A 24,308-nucleotide genomic window follows, 5' to 3' on the forward strand; every position below is an offset into this window, starting at 1 on the left:
ATCAGCCGATGATCGGCAGCGTGCTGACCAATCCGCGCTCTGACTGGGCCACCGGCATTTTCCCCGGCAATCCGCGCCGTTTCTGGCTGCGGCTGACCCGGCTGGCCGATTGTCTGCGCCTGCAATACTCCACCGATGGCAAGGTGTGGCCGCTGCTGCGCCTCGCCCCGTTTCCGCCAAGCGAGCGCTGCTTTATCGGGGTGATGTGCTGCACGCCGGAGCGGCAGGGGTTGGCGGTGCGTTTCTCTGACTTGCGCCTCACAGCGCCTCTTGGCAAGGCGCTGCACGACCTCGGCTAGGGTTTTATTGCCAGTAGTTGTTAAACAAAAAAGCGCCATTAGGCGCTTTTTGTTTGGTTGCGTTGAACGCTATCGGCTCAACGCGCGGCGTGTTTACCCATGGTTGGGTTAGCCAATCAGACTGGCCCACAGGTCATATTCGTCGGATTCGTCGATCCGTACCTTGACCATGTCCCCCGGCTTGAGGCCGGTTTCGCCGTTGAGGTAGACCAGACCGTCGATCTCCGGTGCATCGGCGAAGGAGCGGCCAGTGGCGCCCTCTTCGTCCACCTCGTCGATGATAACGGTCATCTCCTGACCCACTTTGCGAGCCAGCTTGCGGATGGAGACCTGCTGTTGCAGCTCCATAAAGCGCTGGAAGCGCTCTTCCTGAATCTCTTCCGGTACCGGATCCGGCAGCTCGTTGGCCAGCGCCCCTTCGACCGGGCTGTATTTGAAACAGCCGACCCGATCCAGCTCCGCCTTGTCGATAAAGTCCAGCAGCATCTGGAAATCTTCCTCGGTCTCGCCCGGGAAGCCGACGATAAAGGTGGAGCGCAGGGTGATCTGCGGGCAGATCTCGCGCCACTTCTGTATCCGCTCTAGGGTGCGCTCGACGGTCCCCGGGCGCTTCATCAGTTTCAGGATGCGAGGGCTGGCGTGCTGCAACGGAATATCGAGGTAGGGCAGTACCTTGCCATCGCGCATCAGCGGAATGACGTCATCCACGTGCGGGTAGGGGTAGACGTAGTGCAGACGAACCCAAATATCGAGCTTGGCCAGCTCTTCGCACAGGGCGACCATGCTGGTCTTGACCGGCATGCCGTCGTAGAAACCGGTGCGGTGCTTCACATCGACGCCGTAGGCGGAGGTGTCCTGGGAGATCACCAGCAGCTCCTTCACGCCCGCCTCTTTCAGGCGCTTGGCTTCAGCCAGCACGTCGCCGATGGGGCGGCTCACCAGATCCCCGCGCATGGAGGGGATGATGCAGAAGGTGCAGCGGTGGTTGCAGCCTTCGGAGATCTTCAGATAGGCGTAGTGGCGCGGGGTCAGCTTGACGCCGTGGGCCGGAACCAGACTGGTGAAGGGGTTGTGCTGCGGCTTCTCCACATATTTGTGGACGTGACCCAGCACCTCTTCATAGGCGTGAGGGCCGGTGATCTCGAGCACCTTGGGATGGATCTCGCGGATCTGGTTCTCTTTGGCGCCAAGGCAGCCGGTGACGATCACCTTGCCGTTCTCGGCCAGTGCTTCGCCGATCGCTTCGAGCGACTCTTGCACCGCGCTGTCGATAAAGCCGCAGGTGTTGACGACGACCAGCTCGGCATCGTCATAGCTGGGCACCACATCGTACCCTTCGGTACGCAGCTGGGTCAGGATGCGTTCTGAATCGACCAGGTTTTTGGGGCAACCCAAGGAGACGAATCCTACTTTGGGGGCCTGTTTTGTGTTGGACATCGCTCAATCACTCTTAGGTGGCTCTTCTTTAAGGGCGCGGATTTTACCGGAATGGTTAACCAAAAACTATACAGCCAGCATGGCAGAACCGAACAATATCTCCGACCTGGCATGATTGGGCCGCACGAGCAGCCGTTGATGGCGTGCCCTTGGTAGGGCTATTGCCTCTGCCGTGCGGGCTTGTTGTGGGGATGCTGCTTTGTTGATTATCCTCTCAATATTGATTTGGTGACAGAGAGGAGAGCACCGGGAGTCACTATACTCCCGGTACGGGATCCCGTTGGAGAAGGCGATGGAAAGTTCATTTAGCGAAAAAATGCAGAGTGTACATGCCACGCTTAGGCAGCGATTTGACAAGCTGAGTCGGGTGGCCATCGCGATTTACGATCCCCATACCGATCAGCTCAAGACCTTTGCCCATAGTACCGACGGACCCTCGCCGCTGGTGCAGTATGAGGTGAAGCTGAGCGATCTCCCCTCTTTGCGCTATCTGGCGGACCACCACCACGCCCGCGTGCTTGACAATCTGGATGCCCTGCGTGGCTCGACATCGGAGCACAGCCGCAAGGTGTTGGAGGCGGGTTATGCCTCCAGCTATACCGAGCCGCTGTTGTTCAACAGCAAGCTGTTTGGCTTCCTGTTTTGCGATGCCATGGAGCCGGGCTATTTCGATGAGCCGCTCCAAATTGAGCTGTCAGCCTATGCCCAGATGTTGTCGGCCATCATTGCGGTGGAGTTCTTCTCTATTCAGACCCTCGGCGGCGCGCTGACCACGGCACGGGAGTTCAGCCGCTATCGGGATGAGGAGACCGCCAACCATCTGCACCGGATGTCGGCTTACTCCCGACTGATTGCCAGGACGCTGGCCCCGACTTGCGGGCTGAGCGACGAGGAGGTGGAGTTTGTCTACCTCTTCTCCGAGCTACACGATATCGGCAAGATTGCGGTGCCTGATGCCATCCTGCTCAAGCCGGGCAAGCTGACGCCGGAAGAGTTCGAGATGATGAAGGGGCACCCGCGCAAGGGGCAGGAGATGATTGCCCTGATGATGAGTTCATTTGGTCTGGAAGGCATTCACCATACCGACATGCTGATTGATATCGTAGCCCATCATCACGAGCGTTTTGATGGCCAAGGTTATCCGGGTGGGCTGGCGGGGGAGGCGATCCCGATGGCGGCGCGTATCGTGACGGTAGCCGATGTGTTTGATGCCCTGACCAGCGAGCGCCCCTATAAGAAGGGCTGGCCGTTCGAGACGGCGTTTGCCTATCTGGAGGAGCATGCCGGCAGCCAGTTTGATCCCGCCTGTGTCACTGCGGCCTTGCAAAACAAGACCGAGTTTTATGCCATCTATCAGCAGTATCAGGATCCGGCCTGTTCGGTGGGCGTGGTTGTCAGCGGCGCAGAGCCGGGTTGAGCGTGTGTGATGAGCGTAAGGGGCAACACGGAGGATCATGCATGAATGGAAAGCGTAACAAGAGAGGGGGCACCAACAGGTGCCCCCTCTCTTTTATGTGCCTCTCGATTCCACGCGCCCTTATTTTGCCGACCTTCTATCTGCGGCTAGGGCGGCTGCGGTCAGGTTACTTTTTGGGCGTCGGCTCGCTGATCTGGTAGAGGTGCTCCGCGCAAGCGCTGGAGCAGCCACAGGGGCGCACCTCTTTATCTTCCCGCTTCTGGGCAAGCTTGTATTGGCGCCACCAGATGATGGTGCCCATGGCCAGGATCAACACGAACGAGGCGAGCAGGCTCAACAACCAGATGGACATGATCTCTTCTCCTTGATGGTGATGACATGCACGGCGATGGCATCAGTGATGATGGCAGCAACCGCCCTGTTGGCCTGCGCCCTCACTGCCGTGGCAACAAGTATGGCCTTGTCGTGAGCTCTCTGCCTGATTGCCACCACTGGTGCAACAGCGATTGGAGCCATTGTTGCAACCACCATGACAATGGGTGTGGCCTGCGCCGAGGGGCTGGATGGCATGGATAGTCGCCTTGCTATGATGACGGCGAGACGGGCGGCCCTGACTGGCCTCGGTGAGAGGTTGCAGATTGGCGGGGGCCAGCAGCGCGGGCAGCGGCAGGCGGGCGGAGCGGCACTGCAGTACCCGGATATTGGCCGCCAGCAGGCGACTTAGCATCCGCTCGCCGATATTGCGCACCACCACCTGACCTACCTGATGATGGGCGAGGGCGTCGAGCAGCGCTTGCTTGCCGTGGCAGCCTTCGGCGACGGCCGGGTTGGTCAGGGTGGCGATGACGTTCCCTTCGGGGTTAAGAATTTGCAGTTGCTCGGCACGGGTAAAGTGGCCAGCCAGCAGCCCCTGACTCAGCATCAGGGCGCTGTTGTTGGGGATGGTGGTCATGGTTGTGACAGCATTCATGTCGGCTCTTCTCCACTGGTTGGGTGGTCGGGCTCGGCGGGTTGCATCATCAATGCCTTGCCCAGACTCAGACACTCCACCACCTTGTAGCGCCCTTTTTTCAGGATATTGGCTAGGGTCTGGCGGGAGACCCCCATCACCAGGGCGGCCTCCTGCTGCTGCATTCCTTGAAGGTCGACGAGGCGCAGTGCCTCGAACTCGTCAGGGGCCAGCGTGACCTGTTCCAGCTGATGCATGGGGCGGCCGTTGGGTTTGAAGCAGCTGTTGGCGGGGCGGCCACAGATCTGGCGGGCAATCTTGGGTCTTGGCATGGTGGATCCTAATTGGCATACGCTACTTATACGCTCATATATGGCATATGCCAATAATTTTGTCTGATGCAGAGGGTTGCGTGAGTGCTATTCATGGCAGAGAGGGGTAACGGGGGAAAGAGAAAGGCATACAAAAGCAGTGAAGGTGGCAGAAACGACGCAGGCCCGAACATGGTTCGGGCCTGCGGTTTTGCAGAGGATGGTCGGGCTATCCCGGCGAGCTTATGCCTGTTCGGCCTCGGCCACAGAAGCTGCGCTCTCGCTACCGTTGGCGAAGCGATCCGCCCACAGGGCGATCACGCCGTCACCGGTGACGTTGCAGGCTGTGCCGAAGCTGTCCTGCGCCAGATAGAGGGCGATCATCAGGGCGATGGAGGCTTCACCAAAGCCGAGCATGGAGGTGAGCAGGCCCAGCGCCGACATCACGCCACCACCCGGTGCGCCTGGGGCGGCGATCATGATCACCCCCAGCATCATGATGAAGGGGAGCATGGTCTCGATACCCGGAATGGCCAGATGCTCGGAGAGGAACATCACCGCGGTGGCACAGGTGACCAGGGTAATGGTGGAGCCACAGAGGTGAATGGTGGCGGCACTCGACATGGTCCCCAGCGCGGTGAAGTAGGCGGACCGCATGTTCTTGATAAGCTGGGCCGGTGAGCGGCCAAGAGCCAGCTGGAGGAGAGGGGGAATCGGCTCCTGGTTGGGGGGGATGTCATAGTTGAATGAGTAAGGGCTGAGGGGGTCAGTGCAGTGAGAGGAGAAGGCACAAAGGGATAAAAAGCTGACCCCGGAGTGGCTCCGGGGTCGGCGGGATAGGGGTTAGATCCGACCCTGATAGCGCAGGGGGAAGCGGCCCTGACTGTCGGGCTGGCCGAGGAAGGGGAGCCCCTGCTGCATCTGCGGCGGCAGGGCCGAGCCCGGTTTCAGTGTGCCCTGGAACAGGTATTGGCCATTGGGTTGCAGCTCGAGGCGACCCATGGTCTGCACCGCATCCGAGCCCTGCTTGAGTTCGGCCACCAGTTTGGAGTCGAGGCAGGTGAGTTTCACTTCGGGGTCGGCCAGATCCAGCTTGCCCGCCGGGGTATCGGCGCTGGCGTTGTACCAGTCGAGGTTGCCGTAGAGGTTGTCACACCAGGGGTTGCCCTGGGCAAATTGCTCCACTTTGAGCTGCAGCTGGCCGGTGACGGAGATCGGGATCGGCAGGCGCATCGGCACCCGGCTCAGCAACCAGGGGGCGGGGGCGTTGAGGGTCAGGTCGCGGCCGAAGGCGGCGCCATTCCAGCCGACAACGCCCTGACCGTTCAGCCCGTTGCGATCGCCAAAGCGAATGGCCACTTCGGGGGCGAAGCGCAGCAGCGACCAGCCGTTGAGATCCCAACGCAGCTGGTTCACCGATTCGCTGGCATATTGCAGTCGGGCGATCTGGCCACTCCAGAGGGTGCCGCTCACCCCTTCCAGTTTCAGCAGGTTGGCAATGTTGGCAGGCAGCGGCAGATGGCGTGCCACCAGTGCTGCGGGCAGGGTGGCCAGCAGGAAGAGCAGATAGGCGGCCAGAAACAGGCTGGCAATCAGGATGCGTTTTTTCATTGTGGACGACTCAACTGCAAACGTCTGACCTTGACCAGACCCGGGGCCAGATCCTCGCGGGCGATCTCGATGATTTGAACCTGAATGCCGTGCTGCTCCACCAGCGTGGAGAGCCAGAGCAGCAAGTCATCGAACTGGACCGTGTCGATCCACACTTGCAGCTCCTGCGCCTGGGGTTGCAGCCGGGCAATTTTGATCTTGTGGTTGAAGGCGGTGCGGTTGACCACCCCTTCCAGGGTGCCGCTGGTGTCGATCTGGCGACCCGATCCACCCTGCATAGCCAGCACCTCTTCACCCTTCTCCTTGAGCCAGACGAGGGTCTGCTGCTGGTTTTGTACCTGGCGTTCGCGCTCGGCGATGCGGTTGGCGATGGGCTGCCAGACGCTCCAGTAGAAGAGACCGACCAGCAGCAGAACGCCGCCTGCGGCCACCAACCGCTGTTCCCGTGCTGTGATGCCGTGCCACCAGCTCTGCAATTTTTCCATCATGATGATTTACCCTTGAGCACCAGTGCGCCCTCTACCTTGCCTTCGGTGCTGCGCACCTCGCCCTGTTGCACCTCGAATTGCTTGCCGGCCAGCTCGCGGAACCGCTCGATCTCGGCAAAGCCGGGGGCGGTGATCTGCAGCCTCAGCTCGCGGCGACTGGCATCAAAGCGCATCACCTGCGGTTTCAGGCCGGGGACTTCGGCAAAGGTGGGGGCCAGTTCGGTCAGCATCAGCAGCACGCCGTTTTGCGGGGCTTGTCCCATCTGTTGCAGATGCTGGGTCATCTGGCTGCGCACGTTCACGATACGGCTCTCCCCCGGGAAGATGCGGGTATAGACGGCACGGATCTCCGCTTTCAGTGCCTTGTCCTGCTCGGTAAGCTGATAGAGCTGCACGCCGCGCTGGCCGAGGGCCACCAGCAGCAACAGACCGGCGGTGATGGCCACCTTGCGCCACTGCAACCAGTAGCGGGCATATTCGGTCTGGGGTCGGTAGGGGCCGGTCAGCAGGTTGGCGCGGCAGGTGAGTGCCCCTTTGGCCAGCAGCAGCATGGGCAGCTCTGGCTCCGCCGCCTGCCAGTTGGCAGCGGCAATGGCGGGCACTGGTGTGTGGCTGTGGATGGTGACCGGCTCCGCTTCAGTCGCCAGCAATATGGCCAGCAGCAGCTCGTCGGCGACGATCCCCTGACAGGGGCCCTGACGTACCAGCCACTCGCTGCCGAGTTGCAGCGCAGACCAGCCATCAGCGGCCTGTGGCAGCGCCAGCACATCTGGCAGCAGTTGCAGGCTTTTGAGGCCTGCGGCATCGAGCCAGCCGAGCCACTCGCCAATCTTCTGCTGAGCCACCGCCATCAGGTCGACCTGTTGCCCTTCGTGGGCCAGCACCACCAGATGGAGCTCATCCACGTCGGAGGCGATCTGCTCTTCAAGCAGATAGGGCAGGGCCGCCGCCGACTGGCGGTTGTAGCGACCTGGCAGGGTGACGCGGCGGAAGATCAGATCGCTGCCCGGCACCAGGGTAACCACGGGACGGCCGCCAGCGCGCTCCTGCAACTCGCCTAACGCATCAGCGGAGGGGAGCTCGCCGGAGGCGATGATCTCCTGCTCCTGACTCGACCAGACCAGCCAGGCCACGGGTTGTTGTTTAGTGGTCCCCAGTCGGATGACCAGACTTTCGCTCACGCATCTCTCTCCTGCGATACCGGTTTGCGCAGGGCGTTGTGCGTCCTGGCCACCGGTGCGCAGCCCGCAGGCTGCATCCAATGTTTGCCCTGTCGGGAGTCGCTCCCGCCAGCGCTTGTTTATTCGGCGCCACTACTGAGACGGCGCAGCATGACCAGCTTGTTGTCTTTGCCCCGCTGGAACAGGGTCTCTAGCCAGGCCCGGTTATCACCCACTTCCGCTACCACTCGGGCTTCGAAGAAGTCGCTTTTTACCACAAGAGACTCTTTCAGTCCTTTGACCGTATCGGGTGGGGCGAGCAAGTCTGTCATCAGCTTGCTCTCTTTCCATCCCTTCTGTGGTCGCTCGTTCAGCACTCTCTTGGCGTCATCAAGCCCGATAGTGCCCAGATAGAGGGCGACAAGCAGTTCGGGGCGTTGGGGCGCCAGGGTATTGATATTGATCTTCAACTTGTCGCTGGGCAGGGTGCAGACATAGGGGGCCAGTCGGGCATAGATTTTGGCCGTCACCCCGCGCACCGCACGCAGCTCATCCTTGCCCAGCATCCACTGGTTGGCGGTGAGGTAGGGAGGTTTGAGCCCCTCGTAATTGGCGTCTTCCGCCCCCAGGCTGGAGACTAAAACAGTATCCTTGTCGGTCCAGTCCCGGATGGCGTCGGTGAGTTGAGCCGCCTCGTAATCATCCATTGCCAGCTGCTTGAGCAGTTCGCGAAACACTTGCACCGGATAGGGCTGCTGCGCCAGCTCCTCTCCGCTCCCCACCTTGGAAGCTACGCTCAGGCTGTTGAGGTTGAAGCAGGATTGCAGGTCGGTCACTTCGCCCTTCAGTTGGCCATCGTCCACCGGAAATACCGCATTCTTGCGGGCCCAGTTCTGGCTGAGGTTGACCACCTCGGGGTTGTCCTTGAAATCCTGTGTCAGCACCTTGCTTACCAGCGCCTCTGCCGAGAGGGCATACCACCAGGCTTGTTTGCCGGTGGTGATGTTGGCGGTGCGGCGCAGCTCAAGCTGCAGGCGGCCGCTCATATTGCTGGCGATGATCACCATCACAGAGAGGATCAGCAGCACTACCAGCAATGCCATGCCGCGCTGGCGACCGGGGGCGGCGAGATTAGCCCGCATTGGCGCCCCCTCCGTTCTGACTATCACCATTACCGCCGTTGTTGTTGCCGCCGCTGTTACCGTTATTGGTGCTCCCCCCCCCCTGATCGGGAGAGAGGCTGCTCTGGCTGTTCTCTTCGGCACGCTGGCCACCGGCACCGATCAAGAACTGTCGGCGAATGGTGCCGTAATCTTCCAGATCCAGCTCCACTGCCAGCCCGTGGGGTAGCACGCTGCGCTGGGTCCACTCCTCCTTCCAGTTGCCCTTGTCGAAGAAGTAGAAGCGAAGGGCGGTAACCCCAGCCAGTACTGGCTGGATGCGCGGCTCGGTGCCGATCACCGGATCCGGATAGAGGTAGCTCAGGCGCTCCAGTTTCTGATCCTTGAGGCGCCAGCCGACCCGCTGCAGCTGGGAGCGCGGCAGCATGCCATCGGGGTTGAGCCAGCCGCTGCGCATAAAGGCCATGCCCCAGTCATCGCTCTGCTGGCCGAAACGGGAGGCGGCCAGCAGCACCTTGTTGTTCTCCCCCTCGATGCGACCGCTGCGCGGCACCATCTGGGTGACGTCTCGCTCCAGCAGGGTGAAGGCAAGTTGCAATTCGTTGAGGCGGGCCTCCTTGCGTTTGGCTACCTCGTCACTGGTGAGCACCCCCTGCAGCACCTGATAGGCACCCATGCTGAGAGTGGCGAAGATGGCGATGGCGACCAGCATCTCCAGCAGGGTAAAACCACGGTGACAGGAAGGGCGGGTGTTGCTCGGGATCATCGATTGATATAGGTCCGCATCATGGCGACCGGGTTCTCGGCCTTGGCCTCGGTACGCACTTCCATATCGAGCGCCCGGAAGTTGTTGTCGGCGGTGGCGACGCCGCGATAGCGCCAGTACCAGGTGCTACCCGCCATCTGCTCATCCCCTTCCATCCAGCTGTCGCCGGGCCACTTGTTCTCGAGCTTCTGCTGCACCAGCTGGTTCTCCACCACCCAGGTGGCGAGGGTCTTCTGCTCCAGATAGTTGAGGGCAGAGAGGTGTTCGCTGGCGGCTTTCATTACCGCCAGCCCCGCTATGGCAAAGACGGCCAGTGCGACCATGACTTCGAGTAGTGTCATGCCGCGGGCGTTCATTCGTTCACCTCTTCATCTTCATCGCCAGTGAGCAGGGTGAGGCGGCCGAACTCGTCCCCCTTGACGATGCGGGTGTAGCGGGCATCCTCATCCTGCTGGGTGAAGGTGAGCACAAACGGGCTCAGCTCGCCTCCCGGGAAAATAAGCAACTGTGGTGTGCGTTCCTTCTCGTCGCGCTTCTGTTCGGTCTTCTCATCGGGATCCGGCTGCCAGCCAAAGCCTTCCAGCTCCAGTGCCAGCGTCATGTTCTCTGCCAGTTGTACCGGCCCCAGCTGCTTGTCGCCAGTCAGGGCCAGCCACTTGCGATCCTTGGCTTGGCGCTGCATGAATTGCCAGCCGTTATCCTCGATACGAATGCCCACCAGCCGACCATCCATCACCGCATACTCCTGCGCCAGCTGCAGGGTCGCCATCAGGCGACGAGCCTGCTTGTCCAGCTCCCGATCTCCTCTGGCGCCTCCCATGCTGAGGGTGACGGCGGTGGCCACCAGTCCCATCAGCATGGCGACCAGCAACACTTCCAGCAGAGTAAAGCCGGATTGGCGACGAGCAGATGGCGCAGCCTTCATTCAGGCTGCTCCAGCAAGGCGGAGTGAAGGCGCTGGAGGCACATCACTTATTGGAAATCCTTCAGGTTCCAGTTGCCGATGTCGTCATCGGTACCGGCTTCGCCATCCAGACCCATGGAGAAGATGTCGAGCTTGCCAAACTGGCCCGGGCTCAACAACTGATACTGGTTACCCCAGGGATCTTGCGGCAGGCGCTTGATGTAGCCACCATCGCGGTAGCTGCGTGGCGCCGGATCGATGGAGGGCTTGGTCACCAGTGCGTCCAGACCCTGTTCGGTGGTCGGGTAGCGGTTGTTGTCCAGCTTGTACATGTCGAGTGCGTTTTCCAGCGCCACGATATCGGAGACCGCTTTTTGCTGGTCAGCCTTCTCCTTGTTGCCCATCAGGTTGGGCACCACCAGACTGGCCAGAATGCCGAGGATCACGATGACCACCATGACTTCCAGCAGGGTAAAACCGGATTGACGACGCTTTTGCATTACTTTGACTCCCTCACAGATGAGATGGCATGAACCATTAACGATAAATTGTTAAACCGCGATCGTTCGATGACGCCTGTCGGCTAATCGAACCTACGAGGTCGATTGGATTGGTAGGTTCGAATAGGGTCGCGTATTCGGACATCCGAACCTTACATATTCACCATATTGTTGAGCTCTAGGATCGGCTGCAGGATCGACATCACGATAAACAGCACCACCCCGGCCATGGAGACAACCAGCATGGGTTCGAATACCCCGAGGGCGATGTTGACCTGGGATTCAAACTCTCGGTCCTGGTTGTCCGCCGCCCGCTCCAGCATGCTGTCGAGCTCGCCGCTCTGCTCGCCGGAGGCGATCATGTGCAGCATCATGGGCGGGAAAATCTTGGTCTCTTCCAGCGCTTTGCGCAGGCTGGTCCCCTCCCGCACCCGTTCGGTCGCCTCACCGATGCGGGTACGGGCAAAGTCGTTGGAGAGCACTTCGCCGGCGATCTTCATCCCCTCCAGCAGCGGCACCGCGCTGGCGTTGAGGATGCTCAAGGTGCGGGCGAAACGGGCGGTGTTGAGGCCGCGGCTGACCCGGCCAATCACCGGCAGGCACAGCACGAGCTGATGCCAGTTGCGGCGGCGCTTTTCGTCGGTGAGCCACCAGCGCCAGACAAAGCTGGCGATAAAGAGCAGCAGCAGGAACCAGAGGCCGTAGGCCTGCATCAGCTCGCTGGTGCCGATGAGAAAGCGGGTGGTGCCCGGCAACTGTTGACCCATGTGTTCAAACTGGGCCACCACCTTGGGCACCACGGCGGTGAGCAGGATTGAGATAACACCGATGGCAACGCAGGTGAGCACTATGGGGTAGATCATCGCCTGCAGCAGCTTGGTACGCATATGCTGGCGCTGCTCGGTGTAGTCGGCGAGGCGGTTGAGCACCTTCTCCAGATGACCCGATTTCTCACCGGCTGCCACCATGGAGCGAAACAGCTGATCGAATACGTGGGGAAAAGCACCCAGCGAGTCGGCTAGCGAATAGCCTTCCACTACCTTGCTGCGCACGGTCGCCACCAGACTGCGCAGGTGGACCTTTTCGCACTGTTCGGCAACCGCTTTGAGGGCCTCTTCGATGGTGAGACCTGCCCCCACCAGGGTCGCCAGCTGGCGAGTGATCAGGGCCAGCTCGGCGGTGCTGGCGCCACGGCGCAGCAGCACGAAGCGGGTTGCCTCCCGTTTCGCCTTCTCGGTGGTCTCGTTTACCTCGAAGGGGGTGAGCCCCTGTTCGCGCAGCAACTGGCGCACCTGACGGGCGGAGTCGCCCTCCTGCACGCCGCTCTTGCTGCGCCCCTTGTTGTCGAGGGCCTTGTATTCAAATGCCGCCATCTCAATCTTCCCGGGTCACGCGCAGCACCTCTTCGAGGCTGGTCTGCCCCTTGAGGACCTTGTCGATACCGTCATGGCGGATACTGGGGGTGTGGTCCCGGATCAGCCGCTCGATGGCTATCTCGCCGCTGGCACTGTGAATCGCCTCGCGCACCGCTTCATCGATCACTACCAGCTCATGAATACCGGTTCGGCCACGGTAGCCGGTGTGGTTGCACTGCTCGCACCCGACCGGGCGCCACACCTGCTGATCCGGAGACAGCTCGATGCCCATCGCCCGCCGCTCCTGCTCGGTGATAGCGCGCGGGGCGCGGCAATCGGGGCAGAGGGTGCGCACCAGCCGCTGGGCCAGTACCGCCAGCAGGGAAGAAGAGAGCAGGAAGGGCTCGATCCCCATGTCCCGCATCCGGGTGATGGCACCGATGGCGGTGTTGGTGTGCAGGGTTGACATCACCAGGTGACCGGTGAGGGAGGCTTGCACTGCGATCTGGGCGGTCTCGAGGTCCCGAATTTCACCCACCATCACCACATCCGGATCCTGGCGCAGGATGGCGCGCAAGCCGCGGGCAAAGGTCATGTCCACCTTGGTGTTGACTTGGGTTTGGCCTACCCCTTCGAGGTCATATTCGATAGGATCTTCCACCGTCAGAATGTTGCGATCCCGCGAGTTGATTTCAGACAGCGCGGCATAGAGAGTGGTGGATTTACCGGAGCCGGTCGGGCCGGTGACCAGGATAATGCCGTGAGGTTTGCGGATAAGCTCGCTGATGATGGTGCGGTTGGCCGCCGTCATACCGAGCTGCTTGAGCTCGAGGCGGATGGTGTTCTTGTCGAGCAGACGCAATACCACTCGCTCGCCGTAGCTCGATGGCATGGTGGAGACCCGCACATCAACGGCGCGGCCGCCGATGCGCAACGAGATACGGCCATCCTGCGGTACCCGCTTCTCGGCGATATCCATCCGCGACATGACCTTGATCCGCGAGACCAGGAGCGAGGCGAGCTTGCGATGGGGACGCAGGATCTCCCGCAGCACTCCATCGATGCGAAAGCGGATCACCAGCGCCCGTTCGAAGGTCTCGATATGGATATCGGAGGCCTCCTCCTTGATCGCCTCGCTCAACATGGCGTTGATGAGGCGGATGATGGGCGCGTCGTCATCGGCATCCAGCAGGTCTTCGCTCTGGGGCAGCTCTTCGGCCAGGGCGAAGAAGTCCATCTCGTTGCCGAGATCTTCCATCAGTTGGCGTGCCTCGGAGGAGTCGCGCTGATAGTGGGCCATCAGCTGCTCTTCGAACGCCTCGTTGTCGAGCTGCTCAACCGCGAAGCTGCAACCCGCTACCCGCCGTACTTCCAGCAGGGCTTGCGGAGTGACGCCGGGGCGGCACTGCAGCACGGGGGTGCCCTCCCGCTCCATCAGGATCACCCCGAAGTTGCGGGCAAAGACAAAGGGGAGCTCGGGCAGTGGCGCAGGCCCGATGCTTCCATCCACATGGTATGCACTCATCAGGGCTTACTCTGCACGAACGGGGTGGATCTCTCGACAGTGCCAGGCTCTCTGCTCGGCATCTCGTTGATCTGTTTCTTGATCTCTTTTTGCAGCTCGGGCGACACCATCACATCCTGACCGTAAGCGGGCAGTACCTGACGGGCAGGGGAGGTGAGATAGCCCTCCTGGGCTGAGGCCTCCAGCTGTTCGGCGCGGAACAGGGAGTACTTGCTGCTGGAAACACCGGTATAGACGTCCGCATCACGCAAGATGGTTGGCCGGATAAAGACCATCAGGTTGCGTTTGGAGGTGGTGTTGGAGGTGGAGCGGAACAGATAGCCGAGCACCGGGATATCGCCAAGCAGGGGCACTTTGGAGATCTGCTCTTTGGTCTGTTCGTCCATCAGACCGCCCAGCACCACGGTTTCGCCGCTTTTGACCAGCACCGCATTCTTGACGGTGCGGGTGTCGAAGGTCGGGCCCAGATTGGCAGTACCGGCCGCCTGGGTCTGGGCGACGCTGGAGACCTCCTGCTCGATGTTGAGCAGCACTGAATCCCCTTCGTTGATCTGCGGGGTCACCACCAGCTTGGTGCCCACCGTCTTGCGTTCTATGGTGTTGAACACCTGATCGCTGGTGGTGGAGCTTTGCGAACCGCTCTGGACCGGGACCTCCTGACCGACGTTGAAGGAGGCCTCCTTGTTGTCCATGGTGACGATACTCGGGGTGGAGAGAATATCGTTCTTGGTGTTGGAGGCCAGCGCCGTGGCCAGCATGGCCCAGTCGCCGTGATAGAAGCCGGCCGCCATGCCGTTGAACTCTTTCAGTAGACCGGCTGCGGTGTCGGTCTTGCCATTCTGATAATCCTTGCCTGCGGCGATGGCGCCGCCGATGGGCAGACCGGAATTGGTGAACTGGGTACCGCCGCCGTTGGCATTGCCCCACTGGACGCCAAGGTTGAGGCCCTCGCCATCCTGCATTTCGACGATGATCGCTTCCACCAGTACCTGGGCGCGGCGGATATCGAGCTTGGCCACCACCTGCTCCAGTTCGGACATCACGTCCGGTTGGGCGGTGATGACCAGCGCATTGGTGGTCTCGTCGGCGGAGATGGCCAGCTTGCCACCGCCGATGCTGCCACCACCACCTATCGCGGCCGCGTTGCCGCCCCCCTTCTTGTCGGCCTCGATGCTGGCGCTGACCCCCTTGAGCACCTCGACCATGTCTTTGGCCTTGCCATATTTGAGGTAGAAGACCCGGGTATTACCCTGACTCTGCAGGTCGCGGTCGAGCTGGCGCACCATCTGGATGATGCGGGCGCGCGCTTTAGGCTCACCACTCACCACCACAGAATTGGTGCGCTCGTCGGCCACCACCTTGGGGGAGAGCAGCAGGCTGGTGGTGCTCCCTTGCGGATTGCCATCCTTGTTGAGGTTGGTCACCAGCCGCACCATTTCACCCGCCGAGGCGAACTTGAGCTTGATGATGTCCACGTCCTGATCGCCAGCGCGGTCGACCCGGTTGACCACCTCTACCAGACGATTGACCACGGCGGCACGGCCGGTGATCAGCAGCACGTTGGAGGGCTCGTAGTGCACCACGTTGCCACCGCCTGCGTTGTCGTTGAGCTGGCGCAGCAAGGGCGCCAGTTCACGGACCGAAACGTTGCGCACCGGGACTACCCGGGTCACCATCTCGTCACCTATGCCCGGATTGCTGCCATCCACTACCGGAATGGCGGAGGTCTTGGCATCCCGCGAGCGCAGCACCTTGAGCACCCCGTTGTCCATCGGCACCACGGCAAAGCCGTAGACGTCGAGCACGCTCAGGAAGAACTGGTAGTACTGCTCCTCGTTGAGCAAGTCGTAGCTGCGCACGTTGATCTTGCCGCGCACCGATGGCTCTATGATGATGGTTTTATTGAGGTTCTTGCCCACCGTATTGATGAACTCTTCAATGTCGGTGTTCTTGAAGCTGGGTGAATACTCGGTAGCCCAGGCTGAACCTGCCATCATCAGTGCTGCTGCGATAGTGGCCAGACGCCCGCCTTTCCCTTTAGTGGTCATTCTTGATACGACTCCAAATTATTATTCAGACAAGCGCACATAGATGTCGAACGATTCACCCTGCCGCTCGACGGTCACTGTCATTTCCGTTGCGTCAGCCATCTGCTGCATCGCCTGCATGGCTTGCATGTTGTCCCGCAAATCCAGCCCGTTGATGCTGATGGCCAGGTCATTGGCCTGCAACCCGCTCTGGTTGAAAAACTCAGGATGGGTGCCCGGGTTGAGGCGATAGCCGGCCATGCGGCCATCCACCTGAACCGGTGAAATATTGAGGTAATCGGTGATCTTGGCAGGGTCGGCCATCAGCTCGTTGCGCAGGGATCCAAGGGGGGCGGCGTTTGCTGTTTGTGGCAGCGGCTTGCCATACTCCTCGCCATCCAGCATCAGGGTCTCGTCGCGGCCATCTCGCTCGATGATCACCCGGTCCGGATAGATTTGCTGGATCCGCGCCTGGGTACCGTCGATAAGATCGCCAATACCATAGGAGTTCTGGATGCCGGACATGGCGATGATGGCGATGGATTTGGCGGGATCCGAACTGGCCAATACGCCACTTAACTGAGCATTGAGCTGGGTGCGCGGCGCATTGGCGGCCACGGCAGCTTTAGCCTGCACCTTGGGAATTGCCTTGCCAAACAGCGCAAGACGGCTCACCTCGCCCAGTTCAAGATGCGGGTTGCTCTTGCCGCTAACGGCCACTGCGGAGGGGTACCACGGTTGAGTGGTTTGCGGGTTGGCAAGGGTGAGCAGACGCCAGGTGAGGGCGGCGCTTTGCTGGGCCAGCATGACCAGCAGCGCCAGAAAGGCCACCTGAGTGACTCTGGTCATGGGAAGCCGCCGGCAGCGGGCCAGCAGCATGGTCAAGATCTCATCCCTGAATCGTAGTGTCATATTAATCAACAAGTTCCAGGCTCTGGGGTGGCTGTGTATTGTGTACGGCTGCGTGCCGTGACACAACGAGTTCGGGCACGCCAAACCGTAAAAATGGATATTTCATCACACCGTAAACCTTTGAATGCTCATAAAAGTGGCACTCAGGCTCGGTGCATCCTGTTTGTCTGCAAACATCAGGAGCGGGTGCGCACTCACCCTCGCCAATCCTGCAGTGCTTTGAGGGCCACACTTTGGCCACCGACCTGCAGCACTATGTACTGTTGATCGATGCTTGCGAGTACGACTCCCGGGGCGATTTCGCTCCCCTCCCGGTATTCGCGACCATTGAGGACCACGGCTCGTTTGGCGGGATTGGAGGAGAAAAGGTGAGAGCCGTAGCTCAGTTGCGGGACTTGCTGGCGCACCGACTGAGGAGCAGAGGCCAGCGCCATCAACTGGGCCGGTTGCACGCTCTGGCTGGCGGTCTGTGGCGTCTCTTGCAAAGGCGTTTCATTGAGTGCTTGCATCAGCTGTTCGGCCAAGCTCAGTGCAGGGGGATTCTCCAGACCGGTCCCGTCATTTTTGGCCACCTCTTTGGGCTGTACCACCGGCTCCGGCAGGGGAGGAGGTAGCGGACGGGTCACCATCGCCCTGGGTTCGACCCGCACGAAGGGCGGAGTGATCACCTCTTTCACCTCCACCTTCTCTTCGATGGGGCGCAGGTGGATCAGATGCCAGCCATAGTTGGCGCCCGCTCCCAGTAGCAGGGCGAGCGGGGCAAGCAGCCAGCTGATGCGGCGGGGGCTGCGCTCCTCATCCCGGGGCATGGGCAAGCCCATGGCTGGAATATGGGCGGAGAGTTGCGGTTGCTGCGCACGGTGCAGCGCCTTGAGCAGGGTAGACATCAGGAGGCCTCCTCCAGTCTGGGCATGGGTTCACCGGAGAGGGCGTTAAGACGCAGCAGGGTGTTGCTGCCCGCTATGCCATCAGGAGTCAGCCCCTGATCCCGCTGGAACTGCTGCAGCTTGTTCTTGAGTTCACCATCGAAGCGGCGCACCTTGCGCTCGGGTTGTTGCAACGCACGGCTGAGGGCGTTGTCGAGCCACTGGAGTTGGGCCTGAGCGGCATTGTTGGTGATCAGGCTGACGCCCCCTTTCGGCATGCGCCAGAGCAGGGTGTAGTTGCCGCCCCAGTTGTCGGCGAGCCACTGGCGGTCTACCTGCCAGCTCTGGTCGCCGATCATCAGGCTGGCCTTGCTCGGACCCAGATTGACCAGGGTTGCGTAGTAGAGGCCGCCAGTCTGGTCGGTGAGCGTAATCATGGCGGGATACTGCAGGGCACGCAGCTCGTCGAGGCTTGCCTCTCCCTCCTGACAGCGCAGACTGGCTCGGGGGGCGTTGTCACAGGTTGCCTCGAACGGTTCCGGTTCATAACCCCAGACCCGATAGAGATTCTGCATGGCGCTGTCGGGCTCGATGGCCTGATTGACCGCCTCGGTCAGCTGCTCCTGCTGCTCTGCGGTCTCATCGATGGTAATTGGCACCTCGACCTTGACCACCGGACGGGTGGGGAATACCCCGAAAAATTGCCAGCCCCACCAGCCTGCAGCCACCAGCAGGGCGCCCGCCAGCGTTACTATTAGACCGGAGATCCAGCTCCCTTCATCCCGAACGCCATTGACCTCGAAGGCGGCCTGGCTGATATCGCTGTGGACAATCTTGTAGCTGCCACGAGCGAAGGCGGCGATCAGGGCTCGGTCGCAGATGAGGTTGATGAAACGGGGGATGCCGCCGCTCAGACGATGGAGCGTCTTGATGGCGCGCGGAGTAAAGATAGGCTGCACGCAGCCCGCGACTTGCAGCCGGAAGCGGACGTAGGCATCCACATCGCTTTGGGAGAGCGGCAGCAGGTGATAGCGAGCGGTAATGCGCTGGGCCAGCTGGCGCAGCAGGGGTTGGCGCAGCATCTGTTGCAGCTCGGGCTGGCCGATCAGCACCACTTGCAGCAGTTTTCGTTCGTCGGTTTCGAGGTTGGTGAGCAGCCGCAACTGCTCCAGTACGCCGGGCTGCAGGTGCTGCGCCTCATCCACGAGCACCACGCTGCGCTTGCCTGCCGCCAGGTTGGCCAGCAGGTGATCGCGAATTAGGTCGAACAGCCGCTTGATCCCGGCATCCTCGAGATAGGTGAGTTGAAACTCGTCGCAGATGGCGGCCAGCAGATCCCGTTCGGTCAGGGAGGGGTTGAGGATATAGGCGATCTCGGTCTCGGCGGGCAGCTGTTGCAGCAGACAGCGGGAGACGGTGGTTTTGCCGGTACCCACTTCGCCGGTCAGCAGCACAAAGCCGCCGCCATCCTGCAATCCATAGCTGAGATGAGCAAGGGCTTCGCCGTGGCGCTCGCTCATATAGAGGTACTTGGGATTGGGCGAGATGGAAAACGGGTGTTCCGAGAGGCCGAAGAACTGTGTGTACATGAAGGTATTCTTTTGTAGCCGGCGACAGATGAAAAATGTCTCCGGATGATAGCAAACCTCGCTTTCATTGGAAGCCATCATTGACGCCGGATGGCAAATTGTGGCCTTTTCCTGCCATCTTGTGATCCCGGTTGCGTCATTGGCACGAATCCGGATCACAAAATGACAAAAAATAGCTGTAAATAAATAGAAATATCAATATTGGTGCGGTGTGGAAAATACCGCCAGCATGGCGCTGAATCGGCGATGGTCAGACCTGTTTGTGTAGAATTTATGACGCAGCTTGCCCTGTCAGCCATCAGGGCAAGCTGGTCGGAATGTGCTTGCTCAGTGGTGATCCTGAAACTGCGCGGCAATCTCCCTGAACTGCGCTTCGCAGGCGAGAAACGCCGCGACAATGTCGGGATCAAAATGGCTACCGCTCCCCTTCACGATGATCTCCTTCGCTTCCTCATGGCTGAAAGCAGGTTTGTAGACCCGTTTCGAGATGAGGGCATCGTAGACATCCGCTACCGCCATCAACCGCCCGGAGAGGGGAATAGCCTCACCCGCTAGCCCAGCCGGATAGCCGCTGCCATCCCACTTCTCGTGGTGGGTGAGGGAGATCTCCCGGGCCAGCCGCAGGAAGGAGTTGGAGCCCAGCTGCGCCTCTGCGCTCGCCAGCGCATCGGCGCCGATCTGCGGGTGACGCTTCATGATGGCGAACTCCTCGTCGGTCAGCTTGCCCGGTTTGAGCAGGATGGCGTCGGGAATGCCCACCTTGCCCACATCGTGCAGAGGGGCCGACTTGAACAGCAGATCGATGGTGGCGTCATCCAGCGGATAGCGATCCCAATCGCTGCGACTGAGGTAATGCGCCAGCGCCTTGACGTAGTGCTGGGTGCGGATGATATGGGTGCCGGTTTCGTTGTCCCGGGTCTCCGCCAGCGAGGCGAGACCGAGGATGGCCACATCGCGGGTCAGGTTGAGCTCGTCGCTGCGGGATTTCAGCTCGCCGATCATCTGATTGGTGCTGGCGGCGATAAGGCCGAACTCGTCATCCCGGGTGACCGGCACCCGGGCGTCGAAGTCACCACACTGTACTCTGGTCATGGTGCTGGTCTGCTGGCGCAGGGATAGGCCGAGATTCCGACCATAACCGTGAATAATGAGGGCGAGATAACAGAAGGTTACCGTCATTACGAAGGCGATCTCCCACAGGATGTAGTGCTGGGCATCGACCCTCGGCAGGCTTCGCTCCACCGTCACCAGCCACTCCAGATCCTTGTTGAACAGCAAGAAGAAGACGCCTCCCAGCAGGGTGAGGGTCGCCAGGGTAAAGAGGGTGAACTTGCGTGGCAGCGGCATGGCCAGCGGGTGGCTCAGCGCCAGACTCTGCTCGGCTTGCCGTGCTCTGGCCCGATTCCAATCCCGCTCCAGGGTCAGATCGGCCGCCACCAGAAAGCCGAGGGTGGTCATCCCCAGCAGCACTTTCAGGTGACTCTCCAGCGGAAAGTCGTGAGCAAGGGCGTTGTAGGTCGAGAGCAACAGTGCCCCCAGCAGATAGAAACCGACCTCCAGTCCAAACCCGTCCAGCCCGTTGCGCGCCAAGGGCCGCCTTGAGAGCAGCCAATTGCGCATGGCGAACATGATGGCGAACGTCACCAGGGTCGGCCCCAGCAACTGGGGCAGGGTGAGACTCTCGAGAAACGGGCAAACCTGCCAGCCATAGAGACAAAATAGTGACAGGGTTACCCCGTAGTGCAGGGCGCAGCGCCCCGTGATCCTCTGCATATTCCCACCCATGTTGCTGGTTATTGTTATGTCGACGGGAGGCCCGCCATTACAGGCGCCGCAGCAGCAGGCTACCGATGGAGTAGCCAGCGCCAAAGGAGCACAGTACGCCACGAGCCCCCGCAGGAAGGTCGCGATTGTACAGATGAAACGCGATGATGGAACCCGCCGAGCTGGTATTACCATAGCTATCGAGAATGACCGGCGCCTCCTGCTGGCTGGCATCGTGACCGAGCAGCTTGCGACCGATGAACTGGTTCATGGTGAGGTTGGCCTGATGCAGCCAGAACCGATTCAGGCTCTCTGCGGGCCAGCCCTGCTCATCTAGCTGGTTGGCTATCTGGTCGCACACCAGCGGCAACACCTCCTTGAACACCTTGCGCCCCTGCTGACGAAACAGCTTGTCGTCGCCGTAGCGGGTACGCGGGCTCAGCCGGTTCAGAAAGCCGAAGTTGTTGCGGATGTTGTTGGAGTACTGGGTCACCAGCTTGCTGGCTACCAGTTGCCACGGATTGGCCACCTTGCAATTGGCCTCCCGCTCCAGTAGCACTGCGGTGCAGGCATCGCCGAAGATAAAGTGGCTGTCTCTGTCCCGGAAATTGAGGTGCCCCGAGCAGATCTCCGGATTAACCACCAGCGCCACTTTTGCTGTGCCTGCCGCCAGCATGTCGGCGGCTGTCTTGATGCCGAAGGTAGCGGACGAGCAGGCCACGTTCATGTCAAAGGCCATGCCGCTCGCTCCCAGATAGTGCTGCAGCTCGATGGCCAGCGCCGGGTAGGGGCGCGGCATGTTGGAGGCGGCCACGATCACCAGATCGATCTCGCCGGGCTCGCGTCCGGCGGCGATCAGCGCCTGCTCGGCGGCGGCTACTGCCATCTCCACCATGATGGAGGGCATCTCATCGGGCCGCTCCGCCAGCAGCGGCTGCATGATGTCGGGGTTGAGCACCCCTTCGCGGCTCACCAGATAACGGCTCTTGATGCCGGATGCCTTCTCGATGAACTCGCAGCTGGAGTGCTGCTTGGCGGGGAGCTGGCCGGCGTCGATGGCGGAGGCGTTCTCCTCGTTGTAGAGATCCACATACTGGTTGAAGGCGGCCACCAGCTCTTCATTGCTGACGGCAAAGGGTGGGGTATAGAGGCCTGAGCCACTGATCACGATAGAGGTCATCTTTGCTCCTCGCCGGGTGCGTTCCCGGCTTGTCGGTTTATAGGGTAGAGAGGGTTACAGCTGGTCGATAGCCGCAGCGAGACCCGCCAGAGTCAGCGGATGCATCCGTCCGCCAACCACGTCATTCATCAATTTTATCGAGGGATGCCAGAGCCACTCCCGGCGCGGGGTGGGGTTGATCCACACCAGTTTGGGAAAGTGTTGCTGCAAGCGGGTAAGCCACACCTGACCCGACTCCTCGTTCCACTGCTCGACGCTGCCGCCCGGCCAGGTGATCTCGTAGGGGCCCATGGTGGCATCTCCTACCAGGATCACCCGGTAGTCGCTGCTGTAGGTGCGCAGCAGCCGCAGGGTATCGAACCGCTCCTCAAAGCGGCGGGCGTTATCCTTCCAGACGAAGTCGTAGAGGCAGTTGTGAAAATAGAAGTACTCCAGATGCTTGAACTCGTGGCGCAGAGCCGAGAAGAGGCGCTGCACCTCGGCCACGTGGGCATCCATGGAGCCTCCCACATCGAAGAAAACCAACAGCTTCACCCCGTTGTGGCGCTCGGGCCGCAGCTTCACATCGAGCCAGCCCTGGCGGGCAGAACTTTTTATGGTGTCGTCGAGATCCAGCTCGTCGGGATTGCCTTTGCGCACCCAGCGCCTGAGTTTGCGCAGCGCGAGCTGAATGGCGCGCTGGCCAAGCGGTGAGTCGTCGCTGAAGTTGCGATAGTGACGGGCCTCCCACACCTTGGTCGCCTTGCCGTGCTGCCCCTCTCCACCCATGCGGACGCCCTCGGGGTGAAAACCGCCGTGGCCAAACGGGCTGCTGCCACCGGTTCCCACCCACTTGTTGCCGCCGGCGTGGCGCTCTTTCTGCTCGTTCAGCCGCTGGTTGAGGGTCTCCAGCAGCTTGTCGAGTCCGCCGAGGGATGTGAGCAACGCCTTCTCCTCTGGGCTCAACAGCCGTTCGAACTCCTCGCGCAGCCACTCCTCGGGCAGGCTTTCCGGCAGCAGGGGGATGGCTTCCAGTCCCTCGTAGTATTCGGCGAAGGCGCGATCGAAGCGATCGTAGTGGGCCTCGTCTTTTACCAGCAGGCAGCGGGAGAGCTGGTAGAACTCATCCATATCGATGGTGACCAGCCGGGCCGCCAGTGCGGCGTGCAAGTCCAGCAGTTCGCGCAGGCTGCAGGGGAGCTGGTGGCGGCGCAGATGGGTAAAAAAGTCGATCAGCATGGGTCAGCTGCCGCGCCGGGCCAGAAAGGCGAGCTTCTCGAAGAGATGCAGGTCCTGCTCGGTCTTGAGCAGAGCACCGTATAGCGCAGGCACCAGCTTGCCGGGCTCGCGGGCACGCATCGCCTCGGGGGCGATATCGTCGGCCAAGAGCAGGCGGATCCAGTCCAGCAGCTCCGAGGTGGAGGGCTTCTTGCGCAGCCCCTCTACCTCGCGCAGTTCGAAGAAGAGATCCATCGCCTCGCCAAGCAGACTCTCCTTGAGGTCGGGGTAGTGGAGTTTGACGATGGCCTGCATCTCGGCCTTGTCGGGGAAGCGGATGTAGTGGAAGAAACAGCGGCGCAGGAAGGCATCCGGCAGCTCTTTTTCGTTGTTGGAGGTGATGATGACCACCGGCCGCTGGAGCGCCTTGACTCGCTCGCCGGTCTCGTAGACGTCGAACTCCATCCGATCCAGCTCCAGCAGCAGATCGTTGGGGAATTCGATGTCGGCCTTGTCGATCTCATCGATCAGCAGCACTGGCCGCTGCTCGGCGCTGAATGCCTGCCACAGCTTGCCTTTACGAATGTAGTGGCTGATATCGGCCACTCTGGAGTCGCCGAGCTGGGAGTCGCGCAGCCGGGCCACCGCATCATATTCGTAGAGTCCCTGTTGAGCCTTGGTGGTGGACTTGATATGCCAGGCAATGAGATCGGTGCCAAGATGGTCGGCGACCGCTTCCGCCAGCACCGTCTTGCCGGTGCCCGGCTCCCCTTTGATCAGCAGCGGTTTTTCGAGGGTGATGGCGGCATTGACCGCCATCTTCAATGCATCGGAGGCGAGATACTGGCTGCTTCCTGAAAATCCCATAACGTCGGTTCCTTTGACGATTGGCTCCCGGAGTCAGGGGCCAGAGAGAATAAGCTCTATATG

Annotated in this window: 23 protein-coding genes and 2 pseudogenes; 2 read left to right on the top strand and 23 right to left on the bottom strand. The window is 61.0% G+C overall.

Annotation, left to right across the window (positions count from 1 at the left end; all coding sequences use genetic code 11):
• A partial coding sequence (locus ACRAUW_RS06575) for a DUF1349 domain-containing protein (protein WP_431361632.1) occupies window positions 1–299 on the top strand: 299 nt, incomplete at its 5' end.
• Window positions 300–407: 108 nt separating this feature from the next.
• Here the strand turns inward: ACRAUW_RS06575 and rimO are convergent.
• Window positions 408–1,736 (bottom strand): 30S ribosomal protein S12 methylthiotransferase RimO, encoded by a 1,329-nt coding sequence (gene rimO, locus ACRAUW_RS06580; protein WP_201951934.1) that lies wholly within the window; start codon window positions 1,734–1,736, stop codon window positions 408–410.
• A gap of 292 nt (window positions 1,737–2,028) precedes the next feature.
• Here rimO and ACRAUW_RS06585 point away from each other — a divergent pair, with 292 nt between their 5' ends.
• On the top strand, window positions 2,029–3,153 hold the full coding sequence (locus ACRAUW_RS06585; RefSeq protein WP_431361633.1) for an HD-GYP domain-containing protein: 1,125 nt from the start codon (window positions 2,029–2,031) through the stop codon (window positions 3,151–3,153).
• Window positions 3,154–3,319: 166 nt separating this feature from the next.
• On the opposite strand, the gene ACRAUW_RS06590 is transcribed toward ACRAUW_RS06585, so the two are convergent.
• The 22 genes and pseudogenes from ACRAUW_RS06590 to ACRAUW_RS06695 form a co-directional block, all read right to left on the bottom strand.
• Complete coding sequence (locus ACRAUW_RS06590) at window positions 3,320–3,505, bottom strand: hypothetical protein (RefSeq protein ID WP_431361634.1); 186 nt, start codon at window positions 3,503–3,505, stop codon at window positions 3,320–3,322.
• 42 nt (window positions 3,506–3,547) lie between these two features.
• Window positions 3,548–4,123 (bottom strand): NifB/NifX family molybdenum-iron cluster-binding protein, encoded by a 576-nt coding sequence (locus ACRAUW_RS06595; RefSeq protein WP_431361635.1) that lies wholly within the window; start codon window positions 4,121–4,123, stop codon window positions 3,548–3,550.
• The gene (locus tag ACRAUW_RS06600) at window positions 4,120–4,434 is read right to left on the bottom strand and encodes a DUF134 domain-containing protein (protein WP_005338107.1); all 315 of its coding nucleotides are present in this window, start codon (window positions 4,432–4,434) and stop codon (window positions 4,120–4,122) included. The genes ACRAUW_RS06595 and ACRAUW_RS06600 overlap by 4 nt, the downstream gene beginning before the upstream one ends.
• Before the next feature lie 222 nt (window positions 4,435–4,656).
• A pseudogene (locus ACRAUW_RS06605) lies at window positions 4,657–5,109 on the bottom strand (cation:dicarboxylate symporter family transporter); the annotation flags it as partial.
• Window positions 5,110–5,256: 147 nt separating this feature from the next.
• Window positions 5,257–6,024: a GspN family type II secretion system protein ExeN gene (exeN, locus tag ACRAUW_RS06610; protein ID WP_431361636.1), complete on the bottom strand. Its 768-nt coding sequence runs from the start codon at window positions 6,022–6,024 to the stop codon at window positions 5,257–5,259.
• The gene (exeM, locus tag ACRAUW_RS06615; RefSeq protein WP_431361637.1) at window positions 6,021–6,512 is read right to left on the bottom strand and encodes a GspM family type II secretion system protein ExeM; all 492 of its coding nucleotides are present in this window, start codon (window positions 6,510–6,512) and stop codon (window positions 6,021–6,023) included. Before exeM ends, exeN begins: the two co-directional genes overlap by 4 nt.
• Window positions 6,509–7,693: a GspL family type II secretion system protein ExeL gene (exeL, locus tag ACRAUW_RS06620; protein WP_431361638.1), complete on the bottom strand. Its 1,185-nt coding sequence runs from the start codon at window positions 7,691–7,693 to the stop codon at window positions 6,509–6,511. The genes exeM and exeL overlap by 4 nt, the downstream gene beginning before the upstream one ends.
• A 119-nt stretch (window positions 7,694–7,812) precedes the next feature.
• Window positions 7,813–8,814: a GspK family T2SS minor pseudopilin variant ExeK gene (gene exeK / locus ACRAUW_RS06625; protein WP_431361639.1), complete on the bottom strand. Its 1,002-nt coding sequence runs from the start codon at window positions 8,812–8,814 to the stop codon at window positions 7,813–7,815.
• Between the two features lie 106 nt (window positions 8,815–8,920).
• A pseudogene (gene gspJ / locus ACRAUW_RS06630) lies at window positions 8,921–9,559 on the bottom strand (type II secretion system minor pseudopilin GspJ); the annotation flags it as partial.
• Window positions 9,556–9,915, bottom strand: coding sequence for a GspI family T2SS minor pseudopilin variant ExeI (exeI, locus tag ACRAUW_RS06635; protein WP_431361640.1), 360 nt, complete (start codon window positions 9,913–9,915; stop codon window positions 9,556–9,558). The pseudogene gspJ and the gene exeI, both read right to left, overlap by 4 nt.
• A complete protein-coding gene (exeH, locus tag ACRAUW_RS06640; RefSeq protein ID WP_431361641.1) occupies window positions 9,912–10,484 on the bottom strand; it encodes a GspH family T2SS minor pseudopilin variant ExeH in 573 nt (190 codons plus the stop codon). The genes exeI and exeH overlap by 4 nt, the downstream gene beginning before the upstream one ends.
• Before the next feature lie 47 nt (window positions 10,485–10,531).
• Window positions 10,532–10,963 carry a GspG family T2SS major pseudopilin variant ExeG gene (gene exeG, locus ACRAUW_RS06645; RefSeq protein ID WP_431361642.1) on the bottom strand — a complete coding sequence of 144 codons (432 nt, stop codon included), beginning with the start codon at window positions 10,961–10,963 and terminating at the stop codon, window positions 10,532–10,534.
• Between the two features lie 152 nt (window positions 10,964–11,115).
• Window positions 11,116–12,336 carry a GspF family T2SS innner membrane protein variant ExeF gene (gene exeF, locus ACRAUW_RS06650; protein WP_431361643.1) on the bottom strand — a complete coding sequence of 407 codons (1,221 nt, stop codon included), beginning with the start codon at window positions 12,334–12,336 and terminating at the stop codon, window positions 11,116–11,118.
• A 1-nt stretch (window position 12,337) separates the two neighbouring features.
• Window positions 12,338–13,843, bottom strand: coding sequence for a GspE family T2SS ATPase variant ExeE (gene exeE, locus ACRAUW_RS06655; RefSeq protein ID WP_431361644.1), 1,506 nt, complete (start codon window positions 13,841–13,843; stop codon window positions 12,338–12,340).
• The gene (exeD, locus tag ACRAUW_RS06660) at window positions 13,843–15,891 is read right to left on the bottom strand and encodes a GspD family T2SS secretin variant ExeD (RefSeq protein ID WP_431361645.1); all 2,049 of its coding nucleotides are present in this window, start codon (window positions 15,889–15,891) and stop codon (window positions 13,843–13,845) included. Before exeD ends, exeE begins: the two co-directional genes overlap by 1 nt.
• A gap of 21 nt (window positions 15,892–15,912) precedes the next feature.
• Entirely contained in the window at window positions 15,913–16,749 is an 837-nt protein-coding gene (gene exeC / locus ACRAUW_RS06665) for a GspC family type II secretion system variant ExeC (RefSeq protein ID WP_431361655.1), read from the bottom strand.
• A gap of 227 nt (window positions 16,750–16,976) precedes the next feature.
• Window positions 16,977–17,669 carry a GspB family T2SS assembly factor variant ExeB gene (gene exeB, locus ACRAUW_RS06670; protein ID WP_431361646.1) on the bottom strand — a complete coding sequence of 231 codons (693 nt, stop codon included), beginning with the start codon at window positions 17,667–17,669 and terminating at the stop codon, window positions 16,977–16,979.
• On the bottom strand, window positions 17,669–19,237 hold the full coding sequence (locus ACRAUW_RS06675; RefSeq protein ID WP_431361647.1) for an ExeA family protein: 1,569 nt from the start codon (window positions 19,235–19,237) through the stop codon (window positions 17,669–17,671). The genes exeB and ACRAUW_RS06675 overlap by 1 nt, the downstream gene beginning before the upstream one ends.
• Before the next feature lie 327 nt (window positions 19,238–19,564).
• On the bottom strand, window positions 19,565–21,010 hold the full coding sequence (locus tag ACRAUW_RS06680) for an HD domain-containing phosphohydrolase (protein ID WP_431361648.1): 1,446 nt from the start codon (window positions 21,008–21,010) through the stop codon (window positions 19,565–19,567).
• A 49-nt stretch (window positions 21,011–21,059) separates the two neighbouring features.
• Window positions 21,060–22,181: a beta-ketoacyl-ACP synthase III gene (locus ACRAUW_RS06685; RefSeq protein WP_431361649.1), complete on the bottom strand. Its 1,122-nt coding sequence runs from the start codon at window positions 22,179–22,181 to the stop codon at window positions 21,060–21,062.
• A 54-nt stretch (window positions 22,182–22,235) separates the two neighbouring features.
• Entirely contained in the window at window positions 22,236–23,399 is a 1,164-nt protein-coding gene (locus tag ACRAUW_RS06690) for a vWA domain-containing protein (RefSeq protein ID WP_431361650.1), read from the bottom strand.
• Window positions 23,400–23,402: 3 nt separating this feature from the next.
• Complete coding sequence (locus ACRAUW_RS06695) at window positions 23,403–24,245, bottom strand: AAA family ATPase (RefSeq protein ID WP_431361651.1); 843 nt, start codon at window positions 24,243–24,245, stop codon at window positions 23,403–23,405.
• Window positions 24,246–24,308: the final 63 nt, after the last annotated feature.

This window comes from Aeromonas sp. (assembly GCF_050633025.1).
Classification (GTDB): Bacteria; Pseudomonadota; Gammaproteobacteria; order Enterobacterales; family Aeromonadaceae; genus Aeromonas.